This window comes from Priestia sp. P1_B12_1, from assembly GCF_056406695.1.
The window spans coordinates 1-20,520 of sequence record NZ_JBFTZR010000029.1 but is presented as its reverse complement, the minus strand read 5'-3'; the positions used below and the strand labels follow the sequence as shown (position 1 = coordinate 20,520).

17 protein-coding genes and 6 tRNA genes are annotated in these 20,520 nt (G+C 34.1%); 6 read left to right on the top strand and 17 right to left on the bottom strand.

Annotated features, from left to right (window positions below; genetic code table 11):
* Together AC1D0Y_RS28370 and AC1D0Y_RS28365 are read right to left on the bottom strand one after the other, a co-directional pair.
* Window positions 1–3,274, bottom strand: a 3,274-nt coding sequence (locus AC1D0Y_RS28370) for a beta strand repeat-containing protein (protein ID WP_477708311.1), incomplete at its 3' end; no start/stop codon positions are given.
* 175 nt (window positions 3,275–3,449) lie between these two features.
* Complete coding sequence (locus AC1D0Y_RS28365) at window positions 3,450–4,301, bottom strand: transcriptional regulator (protein ID WP_477708310.1); 852 nt, start codon at window positions 4,299–4,301, stop codon at window positions 3,450–3,452.
* A 1,029-nt stretch (window positions 4,302–5,330) separates the two neighbouring features.
* Between AC1D0Y_RS28365 and AC1D0Y_RS28360 the strand changes: the two genes are divergently transcribed.
* From AC1D0Y_RS28360 to AC1D0Y_RS28345, 4 genes are all read left to right on the top strand, one after another.
* Complete coding sequence (locus AC1D0Y_RS28360) at window positions 5,331–6,719, top strand: replication initiation protein (protein WP_098113943.1); 1,389 nt, start codon at window positions 5,331–5,333, stop codon at window positions 6,717–6,719.
* Between the two features lie 182 nt (window positions 6,720–6,901).
* Window positions 6,902–7,834, top strand: a complete 933-nt coding sequence (locus AC1D0Y_RS28355; protein WP_477708309.1) for a tyrosine-type recombinase/integrase — start codon at window positions 6,902–6,904, stop codon at window positions 7,832–7,834.
* 981 nt (window positions 7,835–8,815) lie between these two features.
* On the top strand, window positions 8,816–9,391 hold the full coding sequence (locus AC1D0Y_RS28350) for a MerR family transcriptional regulator (RefSeq protein WP_432232190.1): 576 nt from the start codon (window positions 8,816–8,818) through the stop codon (window positions 9,389–9,391).
* A 612-nt stretch (window positions 9,392–10,003) separates the two neighbouring features.
* Window positions 10,004–10,675, top strand: a complete 672-nt coding sequence (locus tag AC1D0Y_RS28345) for a sulfotransferase family 2 domain-containing protein (RefSeq protein WP_098113945.1) — start codon at window positions 10,004–10,006, stop codon at window positions 10,673–10,675.
* A gap of 140 nt (window positions 10,676–10,815) precedes the next feature.
* On the opposite strand, the gene AC1D0Y_RS28340 is transcribed toward AC1D0Y_RS28345, so the two are convergent.
* From AC1D0Y_RS28340 to AC1D0Y_RS28320, 5 genes are all read right to left on the bottom strand, one after another.
* Window positions 10,816–11,142: a hypothetical protein gene (locus AC1D0Y_RS28340; RefSeq protein WP_406902526.1), complete on the bottom strand. Its 327-nt coding sequence runs from the start codon at window positions 11,140–11,142 to the stop codon at window positions 10,816–10,818.
* Window positions 11,143–11,211: 69 nt separating this feature from the next.
* Complete coding sequence (locus tag AC1D0Y_RS28335; RefSeq protein WP_099000525.1) at window positions 11,212–11,634, bottom strand: hypothetical protein; 423 nt, start codon at window positions 11,632–11,634, stop codon at window positions 11,212–11,214.
* Window positions 11,634–11,891, bottom strand: coding sequence for a hypothetical protein (locus AC1D0Y_RS28330; protein ID WP_095380446.1), 258 nt, complete (start codon window positions 11,889–11,891; stop codon window positions 11,634–11,636). The genes AC1D0Y_RS28335 and AC1D0Y_RS28330 overlap by 1 nt, the downstream gene beginning before the upstream one ends.
* A gap of 277 nt (window positions 11,892–12,168) precedes the next feature.
* Window positions 12,169–12,552: a helix-turn-helix domain-containing protein gene (locus AC1D0Y_RS28325; RefSeq protein WP_154975002.1), complete on the bottom strand. Its 384-nt coding sequence runs from the start codon at window positions 12,550–12,552 to the stop codon at window positions 12,169–12,171.
* A 109-nt stretch (window positions 12,553–12,661) separates the two neighbouring features.
* On the bottom strand, window positions 12,662–12,823 hold the full coding sequence (locus tag AC1D0Y_RS28320) for a hypothetical protein (RefSeq protein WP_155916276.1): 162 nt from the start codon (window positions 12,821–12,823) through the stop codon (window positions 12,662–12,664).
* 171 nt (window positions 12,824–12,994) lie between these two features.
* On the opposite strand from AC1D0Y_RS28320, the gene AC1D0Y_RS28315 reads away from it, so the two are divergent.
* Window positions 12,995–13,738, top strand: coding sequence for a hypothetical protein (locus AC1D0Y_RS28315; RefSeq protein ID WP_477708308.1), 744 nt, complete (start codon window positions 12,995–12,997; stop codon window positions 13,736–13,738).
* Between the two features lie 1,104 nt (window positions 13,739–14,842).
* Here AC1D0Y_RS28315 and AC1D0Y_RS28310 read toward each other — a convergent pair.
* Window positions 14,843–15,502 (bottom strand): DUF1796 family putative cysteine peptidase, encoded by a 660-nt coding sequence (locus AC1D0Y_RS28310; protein ID WP_477708307.1) that lies wholly within the window; start codon window positions 15,500–15,502, stop codon window positions 14,843–14,845.
* A 189-nt stretch (window positions 15,503–15,691) separates the two neighbouring features.
* On the bottom strand, window positions 15,692–16,426 hold the full coding sequence (locus AC1D0Y_RS28305; protein ID WP_432232195.1) for a hypothetical protein: 735 nt from the start codon (window positions 16,424–16,426) through the stop codon (window positions 15,692–15,694).
* A gap of 187 nt (window positions 16,427–16,613) precedes the next feature.
* On the opposite strand from AC1D0Y_RS28305, the gene AC1D0Y_RS28300 reads away from it, so the two are divergent.
* A complete protein-coding gene (locus AC1D0Y_RS28300; protein WP_014462079.1) occupies window positions 16,614–17,462 on the top strand; it encodes a hypothetical protein in 849 nt (282 codons plus the stop codon).
* A 550-nt stretch (window positions 17,463–18,012) separates the two neighbouring features.
* On the opposite strand, the gene AC1D0Y_RS28295 is transcribed toward AC1D0Y_RS28300, so the two are convergent.
* From AC1D0Y_RS28295 to AC1D0Y_RS28260, 8 genes are all read right to left on the bottom strand, one after another.
* A complete protein-coding gene (locus AC1D0Y_RS28295) occupies window positions 18,013–18,210 on the bottom strand; it encodes an IDEAL domain-containing protein (protein WP_477708306.1) in 198 nt (65 codons plus the stop codon).
* A gap of 180 nt (window positions 18,211–18,390) precedes the next feature.
* A complete protein-coding gene (locus tag AC1D0Y_RS28290; protein ID WP_014462076.1) occupies window positions 18,391–19,002 on the bottom strand; it encodes a recombinase family protein in 612 nt (203 codons plus the stop codon).
* A gap of 909 nt (window positions 19,003–19,911) precedes the next feature.
* A tRNA-Glu gene (locus AC1D0Y_RS28285) sits at window positions 19,912–19,983 on the bottom strand.
* Window positions 19,984–20,025: 42 nt separating this feature from the next.
* Window positions 20,026–20,099: transfer RNA gene (locus AC1D0Y_RS28280), tRNA-Ile, on the bottom strand.
* A 12-nt stretch (window positions 20,100–20,111) separates the two neighbouring features.
* Window positions 20,112–20,185: transfer RNA gene (locus AC1D0Y_RS28275), tRNA-Gly, on the bottom strand.
* Between the two features lie 11 nt (window positions 20,186–20,196).
* Window positions 20,197–20,272, bottom strand: a tRNA-Asp gene (locus AC1D0Y_RS28270).
* 11 nt (window positions 20,273–20,283) lie between these two features.
* A tRNA-Ser gene (locus tag AC1D0Y_RS28265) sits at window positions 20,284–20,376 on the bottom strand.
* Window positions 20,377–20,386: 10 nt separating this feature from the next.
* A tRNA-Ala gene (locus AC1D0Y_RS28260) sits at window positions 20,387–20,462 on the bottom strand.
* Between the last annotated feature and the right edge of the window lie 58 nt (window positions 20,463–20,520).

The following is a 20,520-nucleotide window of genomic DNA, read 5'->3' as shown; positions in this document are numbered from 1 at the left end:
CCTGGCCATCTGAGACCAATACTGTAAACTGATCCGTCCCATTAAAATTCAGATTCGGCTGGTAGCTAAATGTTCCGTTCGCGTTCACTCCCGCCACTCCGTTGGTAGGCGCAGCTTGAAGCTGATAACTGAGTGGGTTTCCATCCACATCTGTCCCTACTATCGCTCCTACCACGGGGCTGTCTTCCTGCGTACTAAACGTGTAGTTTGGCACCGTGGGGGCATCGTTCACTGGTGTGATGATTACCGTCACCGTCGAAACCGCCGTTCCTCCCTGACCGTCTGAGACCAATACCGTAAACTGATCCGTCCCGTTAAAATTTGAATTCGGCTGGTAGCTAAACGTTCCATCTGCATTCACCACGGCTACTCCGTTGCCAGGGGCTATTTGCAGGCTAAACGTTAACGGGTCTCCGTCGGGATCTACTGCTACTACTTGATTGATTAACGTGCTGTCTTCTGCAATCGTAAAGCTGACATTGGACGTAATTGGGGGATCATTTACCGGAATTACATTGATGGTTACGGTCGAAACCGCCGTTCCTCCCTGACCGTCTGAGACCAATACCGTGAACTGATCCGTCCCATTAAAATTTAAATTCGGCTGGTAGCTAAATGTTCCATCCGCGTTCACCACGGCCGTTCCGTTTGTTGGTCTATTTTGCAGCTGATAACTGAGGGGATTTCCATCCACATCTGTCCCTACTATCGCTCCTACTACGGGGCTGTCTTCCTGCGTACTAAACGTGTAGTTTGGCACCGTCGGTGCATCGTTCACTGGTGTGATGATTACCGTCACCGTTGAAACCGCCGTCCCTCCTTGACCATCTGATACCAACACTGTAAATTGATCCGTCCCATTAAAATTTAGATTGGGCTGATAGCTAAACGTCCCATTTGCATTCACCACAGCTATTCCGTTGCCTGGTGCCGTTTGTAGGCTAAACGTTAACGGATCTCCGTCAGGATCTACCGCCACTACTCGATTAATTAACGTGCTATCTTCCGCAATTGTAAAACTGACATTAGACGTAATTGGCGGATCATTTACGGGGATGACGTTGATAGTTACCGTTGAAACCGCCGTCCCTCCTTGACCATCTGAGACCAACACTGTAAATTGATCCGTCCCATTAAAATTTAGATTGGGCTGATAACTAAATGTCCCAGTTGCATTCACCACAGCCGTTCCGTTTGTTGGTCTATTTTGTAGCTGATAGCTAAGTGGATTTCCATCCACGTCGGTCCCTACGACTGCTCCTACAACAGGGCTATCTTCTTGCGTACTAAACGTGTAGTTTGGCACCGTCGGTGCATCGTTCACCGGTGTTACTGTCACTGTCACCTTCGAAATAGCCGTTCCTCCTTGACCATCTGAGACCAATACCGTAAACTGATCACTTCCGTTGAAGTTTAAATTGGGGGTATACGTGTAAGCTCCACTATTAGTTACTACAACTGTACCGTTTGTTGGTGGAGATTGTAATTGAAAAGTAAGTAAGTCACCATCTACATCTGTAGCTTGTATCTGACCAACTAAAGGGGTATCTTCATTAGTGATAACTGCATAGTTTTGAGTAACGGGATTATCGTTTACAGGCGTATTTATGATGGTAACCACAGAGGTAGCTGTTCCTCCTTGACCATCATCTACAATAACTGTAAATTGATCCGTTCCATTAAAGTTTACATTGGGGGTGTAGACAAACTGCCCATTAGGGTTAACAGTTACTATTCCATTAGTCGGCCTCGTACCAACACGGTAAGTCAGAGAATTCCCATCAATATCGCTGCCAATGACTGTTCCAATTGCTACAGTATCCTCGGGATTTGTAATAGTATAATTTGGAACTGTAGGGGAAGTATTTATTGCTGTTACATTATTAACAGGAGACGCACCTGAACCAGTCAACACATTTCCTGGTGTACTTTCAAATTGGTAATCAATGAAAACTTGATTTCCAAAAGTGGAAATGGATGTGAGGGGACCAACCACTCTAACCTGATATGTCAAAACTCGAGTTTGATTAATATTTAATGTACCAAGTGACAGACCATTTCGAATGTCTACATTTGTCTGAATAACACCATCTATTTGTAAACTATTAGGAATAAATGTTGTTGCCGAAGACAATGAATCTTTAGCTATTAGAACATTAGCTGAAGCTGTGCCGGTATTACTTACTTGAACTGTATAAGTAATGATATCTCCTGTTCTAGCAGAGGTAACATTAGCAAATTTTGATATATTTAAAACAGGTGCATTAATATCTACTTGAAGAGCTAAAGCACTAATAACGTAAGTATCTCCATTTGTCGTCCCTCGTACCACGGCGCTAGTTTGATTATTTGATAAACGGGCTGACACGTCAATATTAGTAATATCCCATCCCTGTCTCGCACCAGATAAGCTCCCTCCTGGCGTACTATTTAAACTGCCAAACTGTCCAGTTGTATCTAATGCACCACTTTCGTTATTAATCTGAGAAGCGAAAAAATTATTTATTGGATTATTAGGACCGGAGACGGGCTGTAAAGCCGCAACCGTAGGACCAAATTGAAGTTGATCACCTACTATAGCCGAATCCCCTTCAATAGCGCTTACTAATAATCTTCCATTTACTGTTCCTGTAATAGGCGTTCCAAACCCAGTTACCGCTGCTGTAGAACTTCCTGTAGCTGAACTTGTTAATTCAGCTCCAACAAAAACAGACAAATTTCTAGACTTTTGTAAAGGATCTGCATAAACTACGGCCAGTGTCCACCCAGCTGCATTAGCATTATTTTCCGTTGTACTTTGTGTTCCAGGAACGCCAAGTACTGAATACGTACCTGCTTGAGAAATCAAATTTGTCACGTTTGCACTGCGCACATAATAAAAACTTGAAGTTGTTAAGGTAAAACGTGTTGCCGTATCTGGCTGCAAACTAACTGTTCTAGTAGGAGTAACAAAAGTTACAGCATTATTCAGGGCTGCGCTAACATCCTCTCCGCCGTAAAGATAGCTTCCACCCCATATTAATTCTGCATAAAGAATTTGAGTAGTGGTAGATGGGAGCCTTAAAACTGCACTAGAAGAGTTTTGTAGATAATTTGCTGTAGTTCCCGTAGGAAATGATCCATCTATAGAGCTTGGATTTACACTAAAAAAAGTTCCTATTGACCCTGCAGTTCCAGGAGCATTAGCGTTAGCTTGCTTGTTTAAGCCAAAAGTATTGCCTGTGAATGTAACAGCTCCATTAGCATTGGTTAAAAACCGATTAACATATGGCATTTACTCACCTCTGATAACAAAATAAATCGTAACAGTATATGTAAAGTACCAATAGAAATGTGTATATAGACCCGTCTTATTTTGGGTACAAAGATAAAGTTTTTTAGGTTGTTAAATCGTAACAACACTCATTCTGACTTAAAATATGTATAAATAATATTATTTGTTTTCTAATCTAGGAGTCTAAAAAGTTATAAAATAGCTTACTATCCCCGTTTCGCTGAACTTCTTTTCTACGCTCAATAACAAATATTCCTCGAACTGTTCCAAAAAAGTAAGCTGAAAAATTAGTTTTTATACGATTTCTTTTATAAGCAAAAACCGTCTCTTTAAACGCTTGAACAGGAAGAAAACTTACATCTTCCAAAGGCTTTTCTAAACGGCTCGCTTTGTAAGCTAGTCGAACTTTCCCCCATAAATCATAAATATCATCTGCACAAGGAAAAAAAGGTCTCACAGTATCTTTAAAAGCTTTTGGAATAAAAGACGGTACATAATCTGACAAGAGCTTAAAATTAACATCATTACGTATATATTTATTTAAATCTTTTAAAGATAAATTATAGGTAGACTGTTTTTTTGTCTCTTTACCCTTACTCTCCCAAGCGATTTCAGCATTTTCTGTTTTAACATCTGCTTCAACATCAGCTTCTAAATCAAGCTGTAAATATTTAACCCAATGAGTAAAATAAGGGTGATTTGCAAATAAGTGTACTGGATTCCCTTTTCCATTGTTACGAGGGCAGCGACGATATACAGTAATAATTTGTCCTTGTTTTCGTAGTTCTTTTAAATGACGATCTATTGTTCCTTTTGACTTTTCGTAGGTTTTACCTAAATATGTACTACCAGGAAAGCAAAATCCTTTTTCCGCAGCAAACCAGCAAAGCCGGTCTAAAGCTTTTCTAGTTCCTTCGTGAAGACGATAAAATTTTTCTCCATAAAGCTTAATAATTTCTTTAAGTAATTTTCGTTTCATTGATTGATGTTGAGAACGATTTTCTATGAAACTTTGATAATTTTTCATATAATCAAATTCTTCCGTCGTAAGCATACGCGTAGTAGACATTAGTCTATACTCTCCTTTTCAGGAACAAAAAAAGACATCGCATCCCAGAAAATAGGAAAACGATGTCGGATTTTTTAACAGACTACGCCCTTGAAATAAATCTAATTATCCGATAAAATAAAGGCGTAATTAAATTTATGTATTAGGACTTCGACAGGTGTTTTCCCTAGTGTCTTTAGGGTTAACGGTGTAAGGGTGTTGGCGCACCACTTGCACACGTTGGAGTCTTTTTATATTCCGCACTGTTTTGGTGACTCTATTATACCGTCTATTAATCTTATAATTCAATAAGAATTCATGAACTCCTCATAAAACCTCTGTATTTTAACTATGATTAAAAATTGCTTCGTTCGGATATACTCCTAATATTCTAAAGAACTCACTAAAAATTTATCCCTTTACCTAATTATTAATCTTGAAAGTTGTAAAACAGTAAAACAACTACTATCTTATGTTGTTTTACTGTTTTACATATTGTTTTATATATTTGTTTTATTGTTTTATTGTTTTAGAACGTCTATAGACACTGATATTACAACGTTTATAAGCCTAAACTATCACTAATTTTGCGCGAACTATCACTAATTTTGCGTGAACTATCACTAATTTTGCGTGAAACTATCACTAATTTTGCGTGAAACTATCACTAATTTTGCGCGAACTATCACTAATTTTGCGTTTAAAATGAAAATATGGCTTAAGTATCACTAATTTTGCGTGAACAATCTAGATGTGCTTAAAGTATCACTAATTTTGCGTTTAAAATGCAGACATGCCTCAACTATCACCAATTTTGCGTATTAAAATGAAGATTGAGTTTAATAAATCAAGAATGAGTAAGGTTTCTAAAGTCAACAAACCTCATGAAGTATCACTAATTTTGCGTGATATTTAATTTCTAAGGACAGATTACTCTTTAACATGCAATTTACACAGTATCACTTTTATGATATTTTAGTGATAGTTTAGAAAAATATGGGGGATTTTATGAAGAAAACGACTGTCGTTCAACCATATGATCTGGAAAGTATAAATATAAAAAATTGGGTAACTAAATCAAACATCCTCATTGAGAGTACATATAAATTGTCTTTACAAGAGCAAAGAATTCTTTTAATCATGGCATCTAAAGTGCAGCCTAATGATGAAACGTTGAAGACCTATAGGTTTCGAGCTAAAGATTTTATCGAAATCGTAGGCAATAAGAAAGGTACTGGTTTTTATTCGTACCTAAAAGAAATTGTAAATGGACTTCAAACCAAAATTCTTACGATAAAAGAAAAAGGCAGACAAAGAAATTACAACTGGGTAATCACGTCTATCTATGAAGAAAACGAAGGGTACATAACATTACAGTTTCATCCTAGCTTAAAGTATCTGTTTTTAGAGCTGAAGGAGAAATTCACATCGTACCAATTAGAGAATGTAGTGAGACTCAATTCGGTCTATTCCATTCGTATATATGAGTTGCTTAAGCAATATGAGCGTCTGCGAAAAAGGGAACTCACTCTTGAAGAATTACGTCATTTTTTAGCTATTGAACCTACTAAGTATAAACAGTATGGTCATTTTAAAAGCAAAGTATTAGCAGTAGCTCAAAAAGAAATTAATAATAAAACGGATATCTACTTTGAATTCGTGGAAATAAAAACTGGTAGAAAAGTAACCTCCATAGAATTTATTATTACCAGTTCGCCTGCATTGAATGGTTCTAGCTCTACTCAAGAGAAAAAACTAGAATTAAATCAATCCTTCTCGAAATTAGAAGACAACACAAACAGCCTTGAGAATGATTTAGCAGGCTTAGGGGTTAAGCCAGAAAAAATAGAGTGGCTTTTATCAGAATTTACACAAGACCACCTAGAAAGAAATATAAGATACACGCAAAATCGTTTGATTACAGGAGATGTGACTCACCCTCATTCCTACGTAGTAAAAGCGATTCAAAAAGATTATGCCCAGGTCTCACAGGAATCAAAACGCATTAACTCTAAAAAGGCTGCAAAAAAAGAATTAGTTCCAGATTTTATAGCACAAGCTAGAGATAAAGAACAAATTCTTAACGATGCAACTTTAAAAGAGAAGCAAGAATTATTTTTAAAAGAAAATGGAACTCAAATAGAATTTGAAGAAAAGCTCTTGCAGTTTCAAGAATTAAAAAGAATGCTGATTCTAAGTTCAGATCAACCTACCCAAGAAGAAATAAAAAAAGCCCAAGAAGCAGGCTTACAAGAAGTCATTCGAAATATGGAAGAAGATTATAATAAACGTGAAAAATTAGGCTTAGAACCAAGAATTGTTAAGGATTTTAAAAATAAAGAGTTAAAAAAAATGTATAAAAACTTTTTACAAAGTAAAGTTTTAAATAGAAATTAGCTATAGAAAAAAAAGAAGTGTAAAACCTTGCATTGCAGAGATGGCTTTTACGCGTCTTTTTTTTGAGCCCAGGTAAATTTAATATACATAAAGAAAAAGGAATCATTTTAGTAAGCTTGTTTAATCATTTTTGTTATAATAATAGTATATTAAATTTACCTAAAAGATTGGGTGTGTCTTATTTGAATAACTTTATTTTACTTGGAGATTTCTTATCTCATTTAGTTGAATCTAAGAAAAAAGCTTCTACAATATCAATGTACAAGCATGATCTAAAACAGTTTTTTGAATGGTTAAATCAATCTCACCCTAATATCCCTTCAGAAACTTTGCCAGGAGACAAGAAATATTACGACGAATATTTTACCTATTTAAAAGAAAAAAACTTGTCAGAAGCTAATCTGAGGCGTGTAGCATCACATTTAAATGGCATGTTAAAGTATTATAGCCTCACAGATGATATTGGATTTTTACAAGCAACAAAAAAAAAACAACGAGCATTAACTGATACTGATTTTATAACTGAATCGGATGCTTCAATCCTTTTAGATTCAGTTATAAGTCACAAACATTTAAATGATATTCAATTACAGATACATAAATACATAGGTCCGCGTAACCATTCCATGTTCATCTTAATGCTTCGTTACGGTCTTACCATTAACGAAGTTGTATCTTTAAATATACAAGACATTAACTTTGCACAGAATACATTAACGGTAAACACAAGCAAATCAAAACGCACCTTAGAGCTTTCTAAACAAGATAAGAAAATCATATATGATTACCTATTAACAATCCCTCTATTATTTAGACCTAAGGATTATACAAATGATCCGTTATTTATTTCTTTTCATCCTCAAAAAATGGTTTATTGGTATGATTACAATTTAAATAAACCTAAAAGGATTAGTATAATCGGTACAAAACGTATGATTGAAAGAGAAGTCAAACGTTCAGGTATACAAGCAATTGTAAGGTCTACTCACTTTCGAAACAGTTGTATACTTAACAAAATTCATGGTGGATATTCAAACGAACACATTATTTATTACTTTGGATTGTCCAGCCGCCATGCTTTATATCGATTTAAGCGATATCTAAAGACAAAATAAAATATTAAGTTCAACTTATTTTTTACCAAAACATCTTTTATATAAATAATTTTTATTTTACAAGTTAAACTTAATTTTATTTTCACCTTAGTTAATTTTAGAAAAAATCATTAAGTTTAACTTCAGTTGAACTTAATGATCCACTTTTTAAAATTTAACTGTTTTAAAAAGTGGATTGCGATGGAAACAACCTTCTCAAGGATTACAAATTCAGAATTTCGAGGCCATGTCTTGGTTGTATAACAACGAATTTCTTGTAAAATGATCTAGAATTTAATTAGATTTATTATTCTCGGCTAAAATCTAGAAGAAGTTCACTCTAGATTCGTTAAAAACTCTTTATTTTCAATGGTTCATTGTATTTCTAGCTTTTGCTATAAAATTTAAATAACTTAGAAAAAATTAAGATTAATTTTAACTCGAAAAATAATTCTATAAGAATTGTATAAACAAAAAAGAAGTTCCATTAAACCAACGTAATAAATCCAGAAGATATAGGTATATAGGATTTATATTATCTTACACAAAATACTTGAATTAAAGTTAGAGAAAGTACATTCTAGATTCGTCTGAAGCTATTTTATATCAAGCTTTCTAGGTACTCTAGTTTCTTTGGACCTTAGGAGAGGAAAAGATCTGAATCAGTTGTTAACAAAGATATTTCTTAACAGTTAATGTTGATCCTTAAGTTGCTTTTTTTTGAACTTTATATATAATCTATCTACATTTAAAATAAACAATTTTACTCTTGAAAAGTTTATGATTTCATCTAGAATTGAAAAGGAAGAATAAAAGGCCTAACGAAAGAAAAAGAAAAATGTACATAAAAAACAGGAATATAAAGTAATTAATAGAATTTTACTAGAAATATAAATCTTGAATAATATCTCGCAAAACCGCATTCTAGAATTGCCATTAACACTGATATATCAACTTCAAAGTATATCTAGATTTTTATACAGAAAGGAGAATACTAGAAAAATGCTTGAAAAAAATAAAGATGAAGTAGTCTATACTTTGAAAGACACAGTAAAGCTAACTGGATTAAGTGTAGATCTTATTCGCTTATATGAAAAAGAATTCAATCTCCAAATTCAACGAACAGAAGGCGGACATAGGCGCTATAACAAACAAAACATCGATTTATTAACTGAAATAAAAAAAAGAATTCAAGAGCAAAACTGGAGCTATAAGATGATAAACCAGTGGCTTCAAGGAGAAATTGTACCGGAGACAGTGGAAGTTCAATCAAACCTTGAAAAAAAAGTACAATCCCTTGAAGAAAAAGTTCAAGAGTTGCTTAATCGCTCTGAAAAAGATGAGCAATTTCAATTAGCGCTTATCCAACGACTAGATGAACAAGGAAGCCTTATAAAGAAACTTACAGAAAAACTAGACCACCAAGACAAATACATTGAAAACAATCTAGAAAAACGCGATGAGAAATTGACTAGTGCCATACGTGAAATTAGTGATACAAAAAAACTTATCGCGGCCGCCCAAGAAAATCTTGATTCAAAACCAAAAGGATTCTGGAGTAAGATTTTTGGGGGTTAATACGTTACTTAAACGATAAAAGCAGCAGGGTTTTTTGTTCATTACAGAAAATCCTGCTGCTTTTATCGTTTATTTTCGATGAATAAATAGTAAATTTAAAGATTTTATGTTTAGTTGCCAGAAGAAATTTATTATTGTTAAACAATTCTATAAGTTCTTGAAGGGGAATTTACAGGTGTGGCAGCTTTTACTAGTACAGTTTGTCCATTTGACGGCATCCTATTTTTAAACACATAAACTCTGGTTTATCCGCCTGGAGTACCACGTCCTCTAGAAGCCTTTCTTAGCACGATACTTCTTTCGTTATTTGAATCAAGTACCCAATGAAAATACCATAGCTGTCGTAGAAACTGCCTATTGGTATCTTGATGGCGTTCATCAAATATACAATGATTGATTTGCTCTGTCCAACATAAATATCGACCACTAGAAATTCTTCATTGTTTATGTGATCGGTATTTAATTCCTACGCAAGATTCACGGTTTATTATTCCTAAAAAGAAATGTGTGTCTTTGTAACATTTTTATTGTAAAAGATACGTAAAATTTATCAATAATCCATTTATGGAACTGATATTCTTATAGGCAATTAGAGGAGAGGTGCAATTTCAAATGGATGAAAAAGTTGTTATCTTTATGCACATTCCTAAAACAGGGGGAACCACACTTAATAATATTTTTAAAAAGTTCTACTCTGAAAATGAAATATACGATCATGTTCCTTTAGAAGAGATGAATAAACAGTTTAGCCAATTAAAAGAAGAAGATAAAAAAAACATAAAAGCTATATCCGGCCATCATTTCTATGGAATACATGAATTTTTTTCTCAACCCTATGTTTATTTTAGTATGATGCGTCATCCGGTTGAGCGTATCATATCATTATATTATTTTTTGAAATCGTATCCAGGGTATTATGAAGAGAACATGAAACATATGTCTTTTGAAGACTACATTGATTGGGACCCTCAAGCTACAAATGGCCAAACTAAACAAATTTGCGGGGTGAAATCTCAACTAAGCGTAGAGAAAGCGAAAGAAAACTTGCTGGAATTTGGATCAATAGGAATAACAGAAATGTTTAACGAATCGCTTCTGTTACTAAAGAAAAAATTCAAATGGGGAAATATTAAATATAAGAAGGTGAATGTGACAAAATCTCGCCCTTTGCTCAACGAAGTCCCCATTGATATCATTAAGAAAATAGAAAAGCACAATGAGTTGGATATAGAGCTGTTTCAGTATATAAAATCTAATTTCATCAAACAAATAAATGATTTATAGAAATAAAAATGAAAGCTCTCAATAGAGAGAGCTTTCATTTAATATATAAGAAAAGGTTACCTTATTAAAAAAAATGCGGTATCAAATCCCATATATAGTTAGTTCAATTTTTTATGATAAAGGGATTATGTCTCATTTAATTAATATAGCCATGTAAGCTTCATACGCTTTGTATAAGGTTCATATAGGTCTTTTAAATAGTTACGTGTTATTTGAATAATTTGAGGGCTCTTGTCATCCTTTTTAAGCCTTAGCATTAAATCATAAGCCTTTGTCCTTTCTTTACGTACCAAACGCAGCAAAACTAACAAATCATACGTATGAAAGCATGCAAGTTCATTAAAAGGCCTCTCAACGTCCTCTAAGACCACAAATTCTTTTGATTTAGGTCTTTTTATATTTAAAGTAGCTCCACAAAAAGAGCAGCTATCTTCTAATACCTCTGTCCCGCAATAACTACATATCAAACTGTATTCACCTCGTTTACTAAAAGGAAAAGTAGGCTTAAGCCTACCTAGCTAGCCTTAAAGGCTATTTTAGCTTTTAGGGTATTCCTTATCCAGCCGTTTTTGTCGTTGATTCACAATACGTTCATTTACAACTTTTTTAGCAAGTTTAGTTACTTCTAGTTCTAATAGATCTGTTGTCATAATTGCATCATAGCCGTGGTGAAAATATAATCCATTCATGAACTCGATAAGAATTTGTGTATTCTTATCTGCACTATTTGTTCCTAATCGAATCTTTTTTAGTTCGCTTTTTAATGCATCATTGAGATTTTCACTAACCGTTTCCGTAATATAATCTAACGACCATTCTTTCTTTTTTTCTTCTCGATACTTTTTACAGATATCCATAATCGCTTCTCCTGGGAAACGAAGTTTATGTTCAGCCATATAATCTTGGATATATTGATCCGTTTCTTTATCAAGTGTAATCATACGTCGTTGTGTTTCCATTACTCCTCTACATCTCCCATCAGTTCATAGATAATATCATTCATCTTTTCAATTGATATCGCACATTGTTTCATCATTTCGATGTTCTGTTCAATGATAGCTTCTAATCTTTTTTCTCTTTCTACTTGCTCATCAAAAAAAGCTAATACTTCAAATTGTTCTTTCAAAAATTGTTGACGAGACATTCCATTTTCTTTCGCTAGTGCATCAACTTTTTGCATAGCAACCGGATCAATATTTCGTAAAAAGATATCCATGAAATCACTCCTTTTCTGTCAAAGTACAAAATTTCCAGTACGAGTAGAGAAGAGCATAAGGGGTTTTTGATATCACATGGCTGTGATATGCTGGGCAAAGCCCAGCAAAACAACGTTTTCACCCTCAAAAAAGTGACCCCACGAAAACTTCCAGTCTGTCGACCTACTGTTGACCTGAAGAGCAAAAAAAGCGCGTAATGTCGACCTGGTGTCGATATCAAAACTTACACCTTTCTGGAAATGTTGACCTACTGTCCACTCACCGTCCCCTCAACTTTTATGAAGTTTTAACTAGTTTTTGAAAGATTTCTTGATGATAATTCGTGAAGTTTTGAGAAGAAGTTTGGGTAGTTTTTTTATAAAAATCGATTGCTTCTTTCATCGAAGAAACGTTTAATTTTTGCAGAATGCTGCGTCTCTGATTCTTAATTTTGCTCTCTTCTTTGAATAAAATGTTTTGCATTTCTGTAATTGAATGGCCATCAAGTGCAAGAGTAAAAATGTCTTGTTCAGACGACCTAAGTTGTTTTAAAAAAAGTTTTTCTTTAAGTATTTGGCATTCTTCTTCAACACGTTTAAGGCGATCTACTTCGTGTACTAAGTCGGAAGCTACACTCAATATATTCTCAATACCTATTAACAACTTTTCAGTTTGATCCATAATAAGACCCTGCTATTTCTAGAGGGCAACCCATGTTACAATGTAAGTGTCTATACATGTGATTCTACATGGGGGTGCTTCCTTTACAGAGGAAGTGCCCTTTCTTTGTTTACTTTTTTTTTCTTACTTTCTTCACATGCTCTTCTAATAAAGCCTTTACATACTTTGTAATACTTGTATCATTCTCTACAGCTAAGAAACGCAACTCCTTGTGTAACTCTTCTGGAATATCACATGTAAGTCTTCGATTACCTTCTTTAACCCTGCTCATATGCTCTCCTTTTCAAGCAACGTATTTAAGTTGCAACGTTGCTTTTGGTTAATTTTAAAGGATATAATTTCCAAAGTCAATAAAATAATCGTGCTGTCATTGGACAAGCATACAAGCAAATTATTAGCAATTACATAACTTGTACTAATTATATAAAAGGAAGTGCATTAATTGAAAAAATCAAGAAAGAGAAAATACAGATATAACTATAGTTACTCAGTCCAATCTCAGGGTGATCCTTCGGTTAATGTTTATGGTATCTTTACTCCCGGTTCTGCCCCCAGTGATAGTAATGGCCGGCAAAATAGATTTAATCGAGACATTGCCTCAGCTAATCAGATATGGAATAGTGGAGGTGAATGTAATATAAACTTTATTTCACAACCTATAATCGAAGTAAATACAGTAATAGATGCGACCGATTTAAGTACTAATGAAGCATTTAGAGGACCTGTTGAGAATCTCATCAATCAAGTTAAACAAATGAATGGGAATCAACCTGGCATATACGTTGTTTACACAAGTGGCAATGATTTTTCATCTCCTTCAGGTAATAGTCGACCTATAGGTGTTGGTGGAGTAATAATTGAGAATTTTAGAGTTGAAAACGGTGTACCTCAATTTACACTCTTTGGATCCATTGCATTGAGTAACAGAGCTTTGAGTGCTCCTTTTGCATTTGCACATGAAGCAGGACATGCTTTGTTTACTCAGCTTAATAACCAACCTGTTAATAATGTATTCATGTTTGAATCTATAGATCCTACGGGTCCTTTTATTGATTCTGCAGGAAATATTGATACAGCCCACAGTAACCTTACAGGTAATCTCATGGCTCCTATACTTCCTAACAGTACTCCAACTATTAATCCGTTACAGTGTCAAAAAGCTAGCATGAGTAGAATATTTCAATAATCTTAATAGGAATTTAAGATCGTTATTGTTAAAGAGTAGAGATTTTTAAGTGATTTTCTTGAAAATCTTACGAGTACCTTGTATAGACACTAGCATATATTGAATTAAATAAAGTTCATTTGTTTCAAGATATTCGTCATATAACATGACAAGTATACAAACATTATTTTTATTAGAGAATATATTATATAGAAAAACCAACAAAAAAGTGAATTTCTCAACGTTTAAAGGTATGAATGCTTTACTTGTTGCTAATGCTGAGGACCTTGTAAGTCCCTCAGCATTCAGAGCCACTAATCCTAATATACTACTATTCCTATTTCTCAAACTGATACTTTTGTAAAAGTTACATTTCCAAATGAACAATTTGATATAGGTAATAATGAATATAATGCAGCTACTTCAACATTTATACCTGAGTTTAATGGTGTATACGCGTTTAATGCATCAATCTTCTTTCAGCCAGATAATCCAAATATTGATTATGAAGTAGAATTATTTTTTTAGTAAATGGTTTATTATTAGATGCTGAGGTTGAGTTTCTTGGGGCATCTAGTCGTTTTGATGGTGTCATAGAAATCAATGACATATTTCAATTAAATGCTGGAGATAGAGTAAAAGTTTTAGTTGTTAGTACTACTCCAGGTAGAATTAGAACAGACAACAGAATATACTTTGCTGGAGCTAGATTCCCCTCTACAAAACAATAATTTAATTTTATAATTATACCCATAGTTAACATAATCAATTTTTCCGGAAGACATCACAAAAAAGAAACCTCTTGGGAGAAGGGTTCTAGATGAGGCCTTGTTTCTTCTTTATGCAGCTTTTTATACATCCTTGATTTATCAACGTTAAACGTATAAATCAAAAGCAGGGAGATGAATAAAAAGCGCACCTTTTATTCATATGCTCATACATAAAAACACAGTATTTATTGTAATATTATTTTTTTATGTTACATTATGTAAAAATAACATTATTATTTACTTGCTGTGTTATTCATTCTTCGACGAGTGTGAATCATAAAAAAGCAACCTCTCTCCAATGCCAATAGGTATGAGGTTGCTTCTCTTATTTTGAAACTCTTCTTATGCTTTCATTTTATTGTTTTCTAGAACTTAATGTTATACCTTCTAAAACATAATTCCACGTTTCCAGGTCATTAGGGAGTCTCGGTACTTTGACTGCACATACTTTATCAATTCCCCAATTAATTTCACTTACACCTTTGAATCCTTCTTCAGGGCATAGAATAAGAATATTAAAATTACCTTTAACAATCTGTTCTAAAATTGCTTGTAATTCTAAAGATTGCTCATAGGTAGCAGCCCATCTAATAAATAAAACAGATTCAGAAGTTGTGATTTTTTCTATAAAACGATTAATTCGATTTGTAAGTTTTTCTTTATAGGAGGTGTATGTGGCACTCCAATGTTGATGTGGAATGATTGGGAAATCGTGGACTGAAATAATATTATAATGAGTATCCTCTATTAAATAAGATTGCACCCCTTCAATTAAGACCCCATCATTGGCAAATGCAAACGCTCCATCAGTTAGTTGCATGTTTTCAAGTTCCATAAAATTGTTGAATTTATTTTTCAGTAACCTATTAACATCAGAAAGTGATAGAGATACACTCCAGTCTAGTGGTCCAGAGAATGTCCTTAAATTTAAGCGTTTTAATTCCATTGCAGGATTACAAGCACTGCCTAAGCTAACAATTATATCGTATGATCCCTTAATTTCTTTTAGGTTCAATAGAATTCTCCTTTTTTATGACCTACCTACTATATTAAATAATGAATTGTACTAGTTGTAAAAAATATTAAATGCAAAAGTAAATTTACAGGTGAAAAAATTCCTTTTTAAACATTCTTTAAGTGCTAATAGTTTGTTTTATAACCTTTCGTTTTATATATATCATGCACTACTTTTAAACTAGTTGATTTAATTAAAATATTTATAGAATAAACTATCGGGTACATTGGGCTTTTTAGGTTGATAACTTCTCATAACGCACATTGGACATTCAGAAATAAAATAATTTGTAACTTTAGGGTCGTCGTAACCGTCCCTATGGAGCCAAGCATGAAACATAGAGCCTATAAGCAGGCCGACAGTTACATTCGGTTGTTGGAGTTGATATACATTAACAATCATAGATAACGGAGTTTGAGTCTTAATGACTGTCGGTGGTAATTGTATGGTTATGGGAGAAGGGGTGTATATCCAATCTATCCTAGCTCTTTGGGATCGACGAAACCCATTGTCTTTAATGACTTCTGTCAATTGTTCCATAGCTAAATCTGTGGCCTGTTTTCCGTCTGTAACATTAACACCAAAATAACGTAAAGGCTGTAAGTTTTTCACCGCATATGTGTTCGTACAATCAGCCAATTGTGATACACCATTATTAAATCCATTGTTCCATTTTTGTGTTAAATGCAACGACCAGTTAAATAATACACCTTTAATAGTGTCTTGAATTTTTTGTACCTGGTCTGGAGTAAACTGCTTGGAAATATCAAAGAAAATAGTTGCTGGTAAGTCAGAGATGCCTTGGGGGATAGGGACTGTAAAAGCTATTTCTCTATAAATTTGTAGTGGAAGGTATTGTAAGAACTCTTTATCTTGATTTTTTTGAATAGATTTCTCTAAATTTTGTTTACTATTCGTTAGCAATGTTATGTTCCCCTTTTTAAAAAGGTATTTATATTAACAGAATATGCTACCAATCAAAAAGAGTTTGGACATGCTTAAAAAGAAAATATTTATTATTTTACTTCTCTTAAATAAAGAAGCATTTTTATCATCGTACAAGCATTCCTTGATCTAATGAATAATATATCAAGAACAATAGACAGAAAGGGTGGTAAAAATCATTAAGAACGATAAAGGTAAAAGAGAAAATGACTGCGTTCAAAATCAACCAGGACTCCCACTAGCTACTACAGTTAATTTAGCAGTTGTAGGTGATAGTCATGTAGGTTTTTTAAACAGTCAAAGTATGTTTAATACCCTTTTGCAAAGAGTAGTGAACAATGGTAATAAACGATATATTATATTTGGTGGAGATGATGTACACGCTTTAGGTGCTTCTTCAATACAAGTAGCTGAAACATATTACCAACAGTTCACTAATATTTTAAATAATGTTTTAGGATCAATTCCCTTCAGATCTTCTATAGGAAACTGGGAGGCTACTAACAGAAATAACAGTAGAGCTTTATTTCGACAGTACATCAATCGTTATTTAACTGGCTATAGAGTTATTCCTGGAACACAAGGGTTGGTGCGTCATGTTTGGTTAGATAATGGTCGAGGCGGGGTATTTAGCCAGGATAGCTTAAACTTGCTAAGTAACTTAGATCCTAACTATTATTACATTATTGATTTTCATTGGCCTTTGAGAGTTCCAGGTATAACTACGGAAATACATGGTGATCATGTTATGACTCAAATGCAGACAAACATGTTTTTTAATGCTATACCCTCTAACGTAAGGAACAAAATTTTAGCGATTTTCACTCATCATGCACATAAATTTTTTGCTAACTCAGTTACAATCAATCCTAACTTTCCTAATACCTCGTTTTTTGTAACTGGATGTTCAGGGGACTATGCATGTATATCCAGCGAGAGAGGATACTATGAATTAAATTTAACAGTCCAAAATAATATAGCTACTTTGCAAACCATAAAAACTCGCGTTCAATAGCTTGAGGAATAAAGAAGACTACATTAAGAGTAGGTAGGGTAACCTTAGGCAACTTTCCATTCTCAAAATACAAAAATCGCCAGCTTATATAACTAGCGAAAAGCTGCATTTATTATTTCATTTGTATAAGTTTACTTTTTATAACATATTATCTCCTTCATCTCACAACTTACTATTTCTTAGTACGTATGATCGTGTTACATTAAAAGATAAAACTATTCCTTTGATCTTTAAGGAAGATAGTTTTATCTTCTTTTTACAATATGTCTCCATCAATCCAGAAAGGGAGGATTTTATGAGTAACATTATTAACTTTAATAAGTTTCAAAGACATAAAATAATGAAGAAATTTCTTCGTTGCGCTTTAGTAACAGGAGCAATTATAATCTGCTGCATGCTTGCTTATTTACTAATCTTAATAGAAATATATTTTCCTGCTCATTATCCCATTTATATTGAAGCTAAACCATAATAATTGTGTTCTTAACCTCTTATGAAAGATACTCAGTCTGGTTTGTTTATATAATGACTTCCTATTTCTAATTATTTACTAAGATACAAATTTTAGTTCATCCGTTAAACGCAAAAAAGCTTCTTTGTCTTTATTCTTTAAGGACTGATCAATTTCTTCAAGAATTTTACCTCTTTTGAATTGTTTCGTTACTTGACTTAAAAACAATTCAGCTAATATTTCATCAGATATATTTTTTTCAAGTTGACTCATTTCGTTGGATATATTATTTTCCATAAACGATTAACCCCTTTATCATTTCTCTTTTAAAAATAGTGTTTCCTTTTTTCATTGTTTTAATACGAGGTTAATAGATAAATTAGTACATAGAAGAATGTGGAATAAAAGATATCTTGACACAAAGAATAATATTTATTTCAAAGCTCTAAAGGTAAAACATAAACTAGCTTAAACAGTTTACATATTCATTGCATCCTCATGTTGTTTTACTAATTTATAAAACGTTGTCTTTTTTACATTCGCTTCCTTCATTGCCTGTACGGCTGTAATTTCATTTCGTTTCCAACGGTTATAAGCCTCAATAAAATCTTGGCTAACTTGGGCTTTAGGACGGCCAAAAGATATACCACTCTTCAGCGCAGCATTAATTCCTTCTCGCTGGCGTTTACGAATACGATCTCGTTCTTCTTGCGCCATCCAGGACAAAATTTGAAGAACCAAATCTGCAATAAAGGTTCCCAAACTATCCTTATACTGAGTCGTATCCAGCAAAGGCATATCCAAGACAACAATGTCTGCCTCAATTTCTTTCGTAATAGCATTCCACTCTTGTAAAATTTCTTCTTTGTTACGACCAAAACGATCTAGTGAATGAATGTAAAGAATATCTCCTTTACGAATCATTCGTTTTAGTAATTGGTACTGTTCTCGATTGAAATTCTTTCCACTTTGTTTATCCATGAAAATATCTCGAGGAGAAATGCCCACTTCTTCCATGGACTGAAGTTGTCGTCCTTCATTTTGATCTCGGCTGCTTACACGGATATATCCAAATTTTCTATTTTCCATTTTTATACTCCCTTTTGTGTCTATCTTCTTTTTATTCTACCAAAAACGTTCGTAAAAGTGTATTAGATAAAGAGAACGTTCGTAATTAATTTTCTTACTTAAACGAACGATAAAAACAGTAGATTTCTTATATAAAAGGAAAGTTCGTAAAAGTATACTTTTACGAACTTTCCTTTTATATATTTATTAAATGTATAGAAGTATTTCCTTAGTGATTTAAACATTAGCCAAATAACTATGTCATGAACAATACATAGGAAATTGATATTATATTCCCTATTAAATTAATGTGATAAGAAGAAAGGTCTAAATTTATGCAGAGATTATTTAATTACAGCATTTATTAATAAAAAACATTAAATTATATGTCTTTAACGTGCAGAGAAACGCTCTGTAAGGAATTTAACTTTTGTTTTACACACAATGGGGGGATTAGATACAAATTTTCAGCAATTAAGAAAAGAGATTAGCACAACTTTTATAAAGGCATTTATATTAAGGAGAATATTTTATTTAAGGTTTTAAGTTATTAATACATAAAATGGTGGAGATTTTTAAACATTGTTTCTCGTTACAGAAGAGTCCATTCGGTTAAGGTCTATGAAAGTTGACCGTTTTTTGGTCATCACCTGTTTGTTCGAATCATCCTCTAAAGACCCCGTACCATCACATTGTACTATTGAGCAGATTCAAAGAACGCTTTTTCCGTTACGTCTCCTTCAACATCAGCAGCTTCTGCTGATCCAGAAGAACCTCCTAAATTCGGTAGAGCTAATGGAATCGCTAACTAAATAACTAAACCTACGGCAGAAGCTACCACAGCTTATTTCGCTTTTCTTATTCAATCTCCTCCTAATTTTATTTAATAGAAATAAAAAAGCAGTTTGCATTTGCAAACTGCTTTTTTGATGACCCGTACGGGATTCGAACCCGTGTTACCGCCGTGAAAGGGCGGTGTCTTAACCGCTTGACCAACGGGCCAGTATCAATTTATAAGTTAAATTCAATTACTATAAAACATGATGGGCCTAAGTGGACTCGAACCACCGACCTCACGCTTATCAGGCGTGCGCTCTAACCAGCTGAGCTATAGGCCCTTTACTTGGATTTGGAGCGGGTGATGAGAATCGAACTCACGACATCAGCTTGGAAGGCTGAGGTTTTACCACTAAACTACACCCGCATATTTTAAAGTGGCGGTCCCGACGGGAATCGAACCCGCGATCTCCTGCGTGACAGGCAGGCATGTTAACCGCTACACCACGGGACCAAAATAGAAAATGGCGGAGGAAGAGGGATTCGAACCCCCGCGGGCTTTAACACCCCTGTCGGTTTTCAAGACCGATCCCTTCAGCCGGACTTGGGTATTCCTCCGTGTACTGTATGGTGGAGCCTAGCGGGATCGAACCGCTGACCTCCTGCGTGCAAGGCAGGCGCTCTCCCAGCTGAGCTAAGGCCCCATAAATGGTCGGGAAGACAGGATTCGAACCTGCGACCCCTTGGTCCCAAACCAAGTGC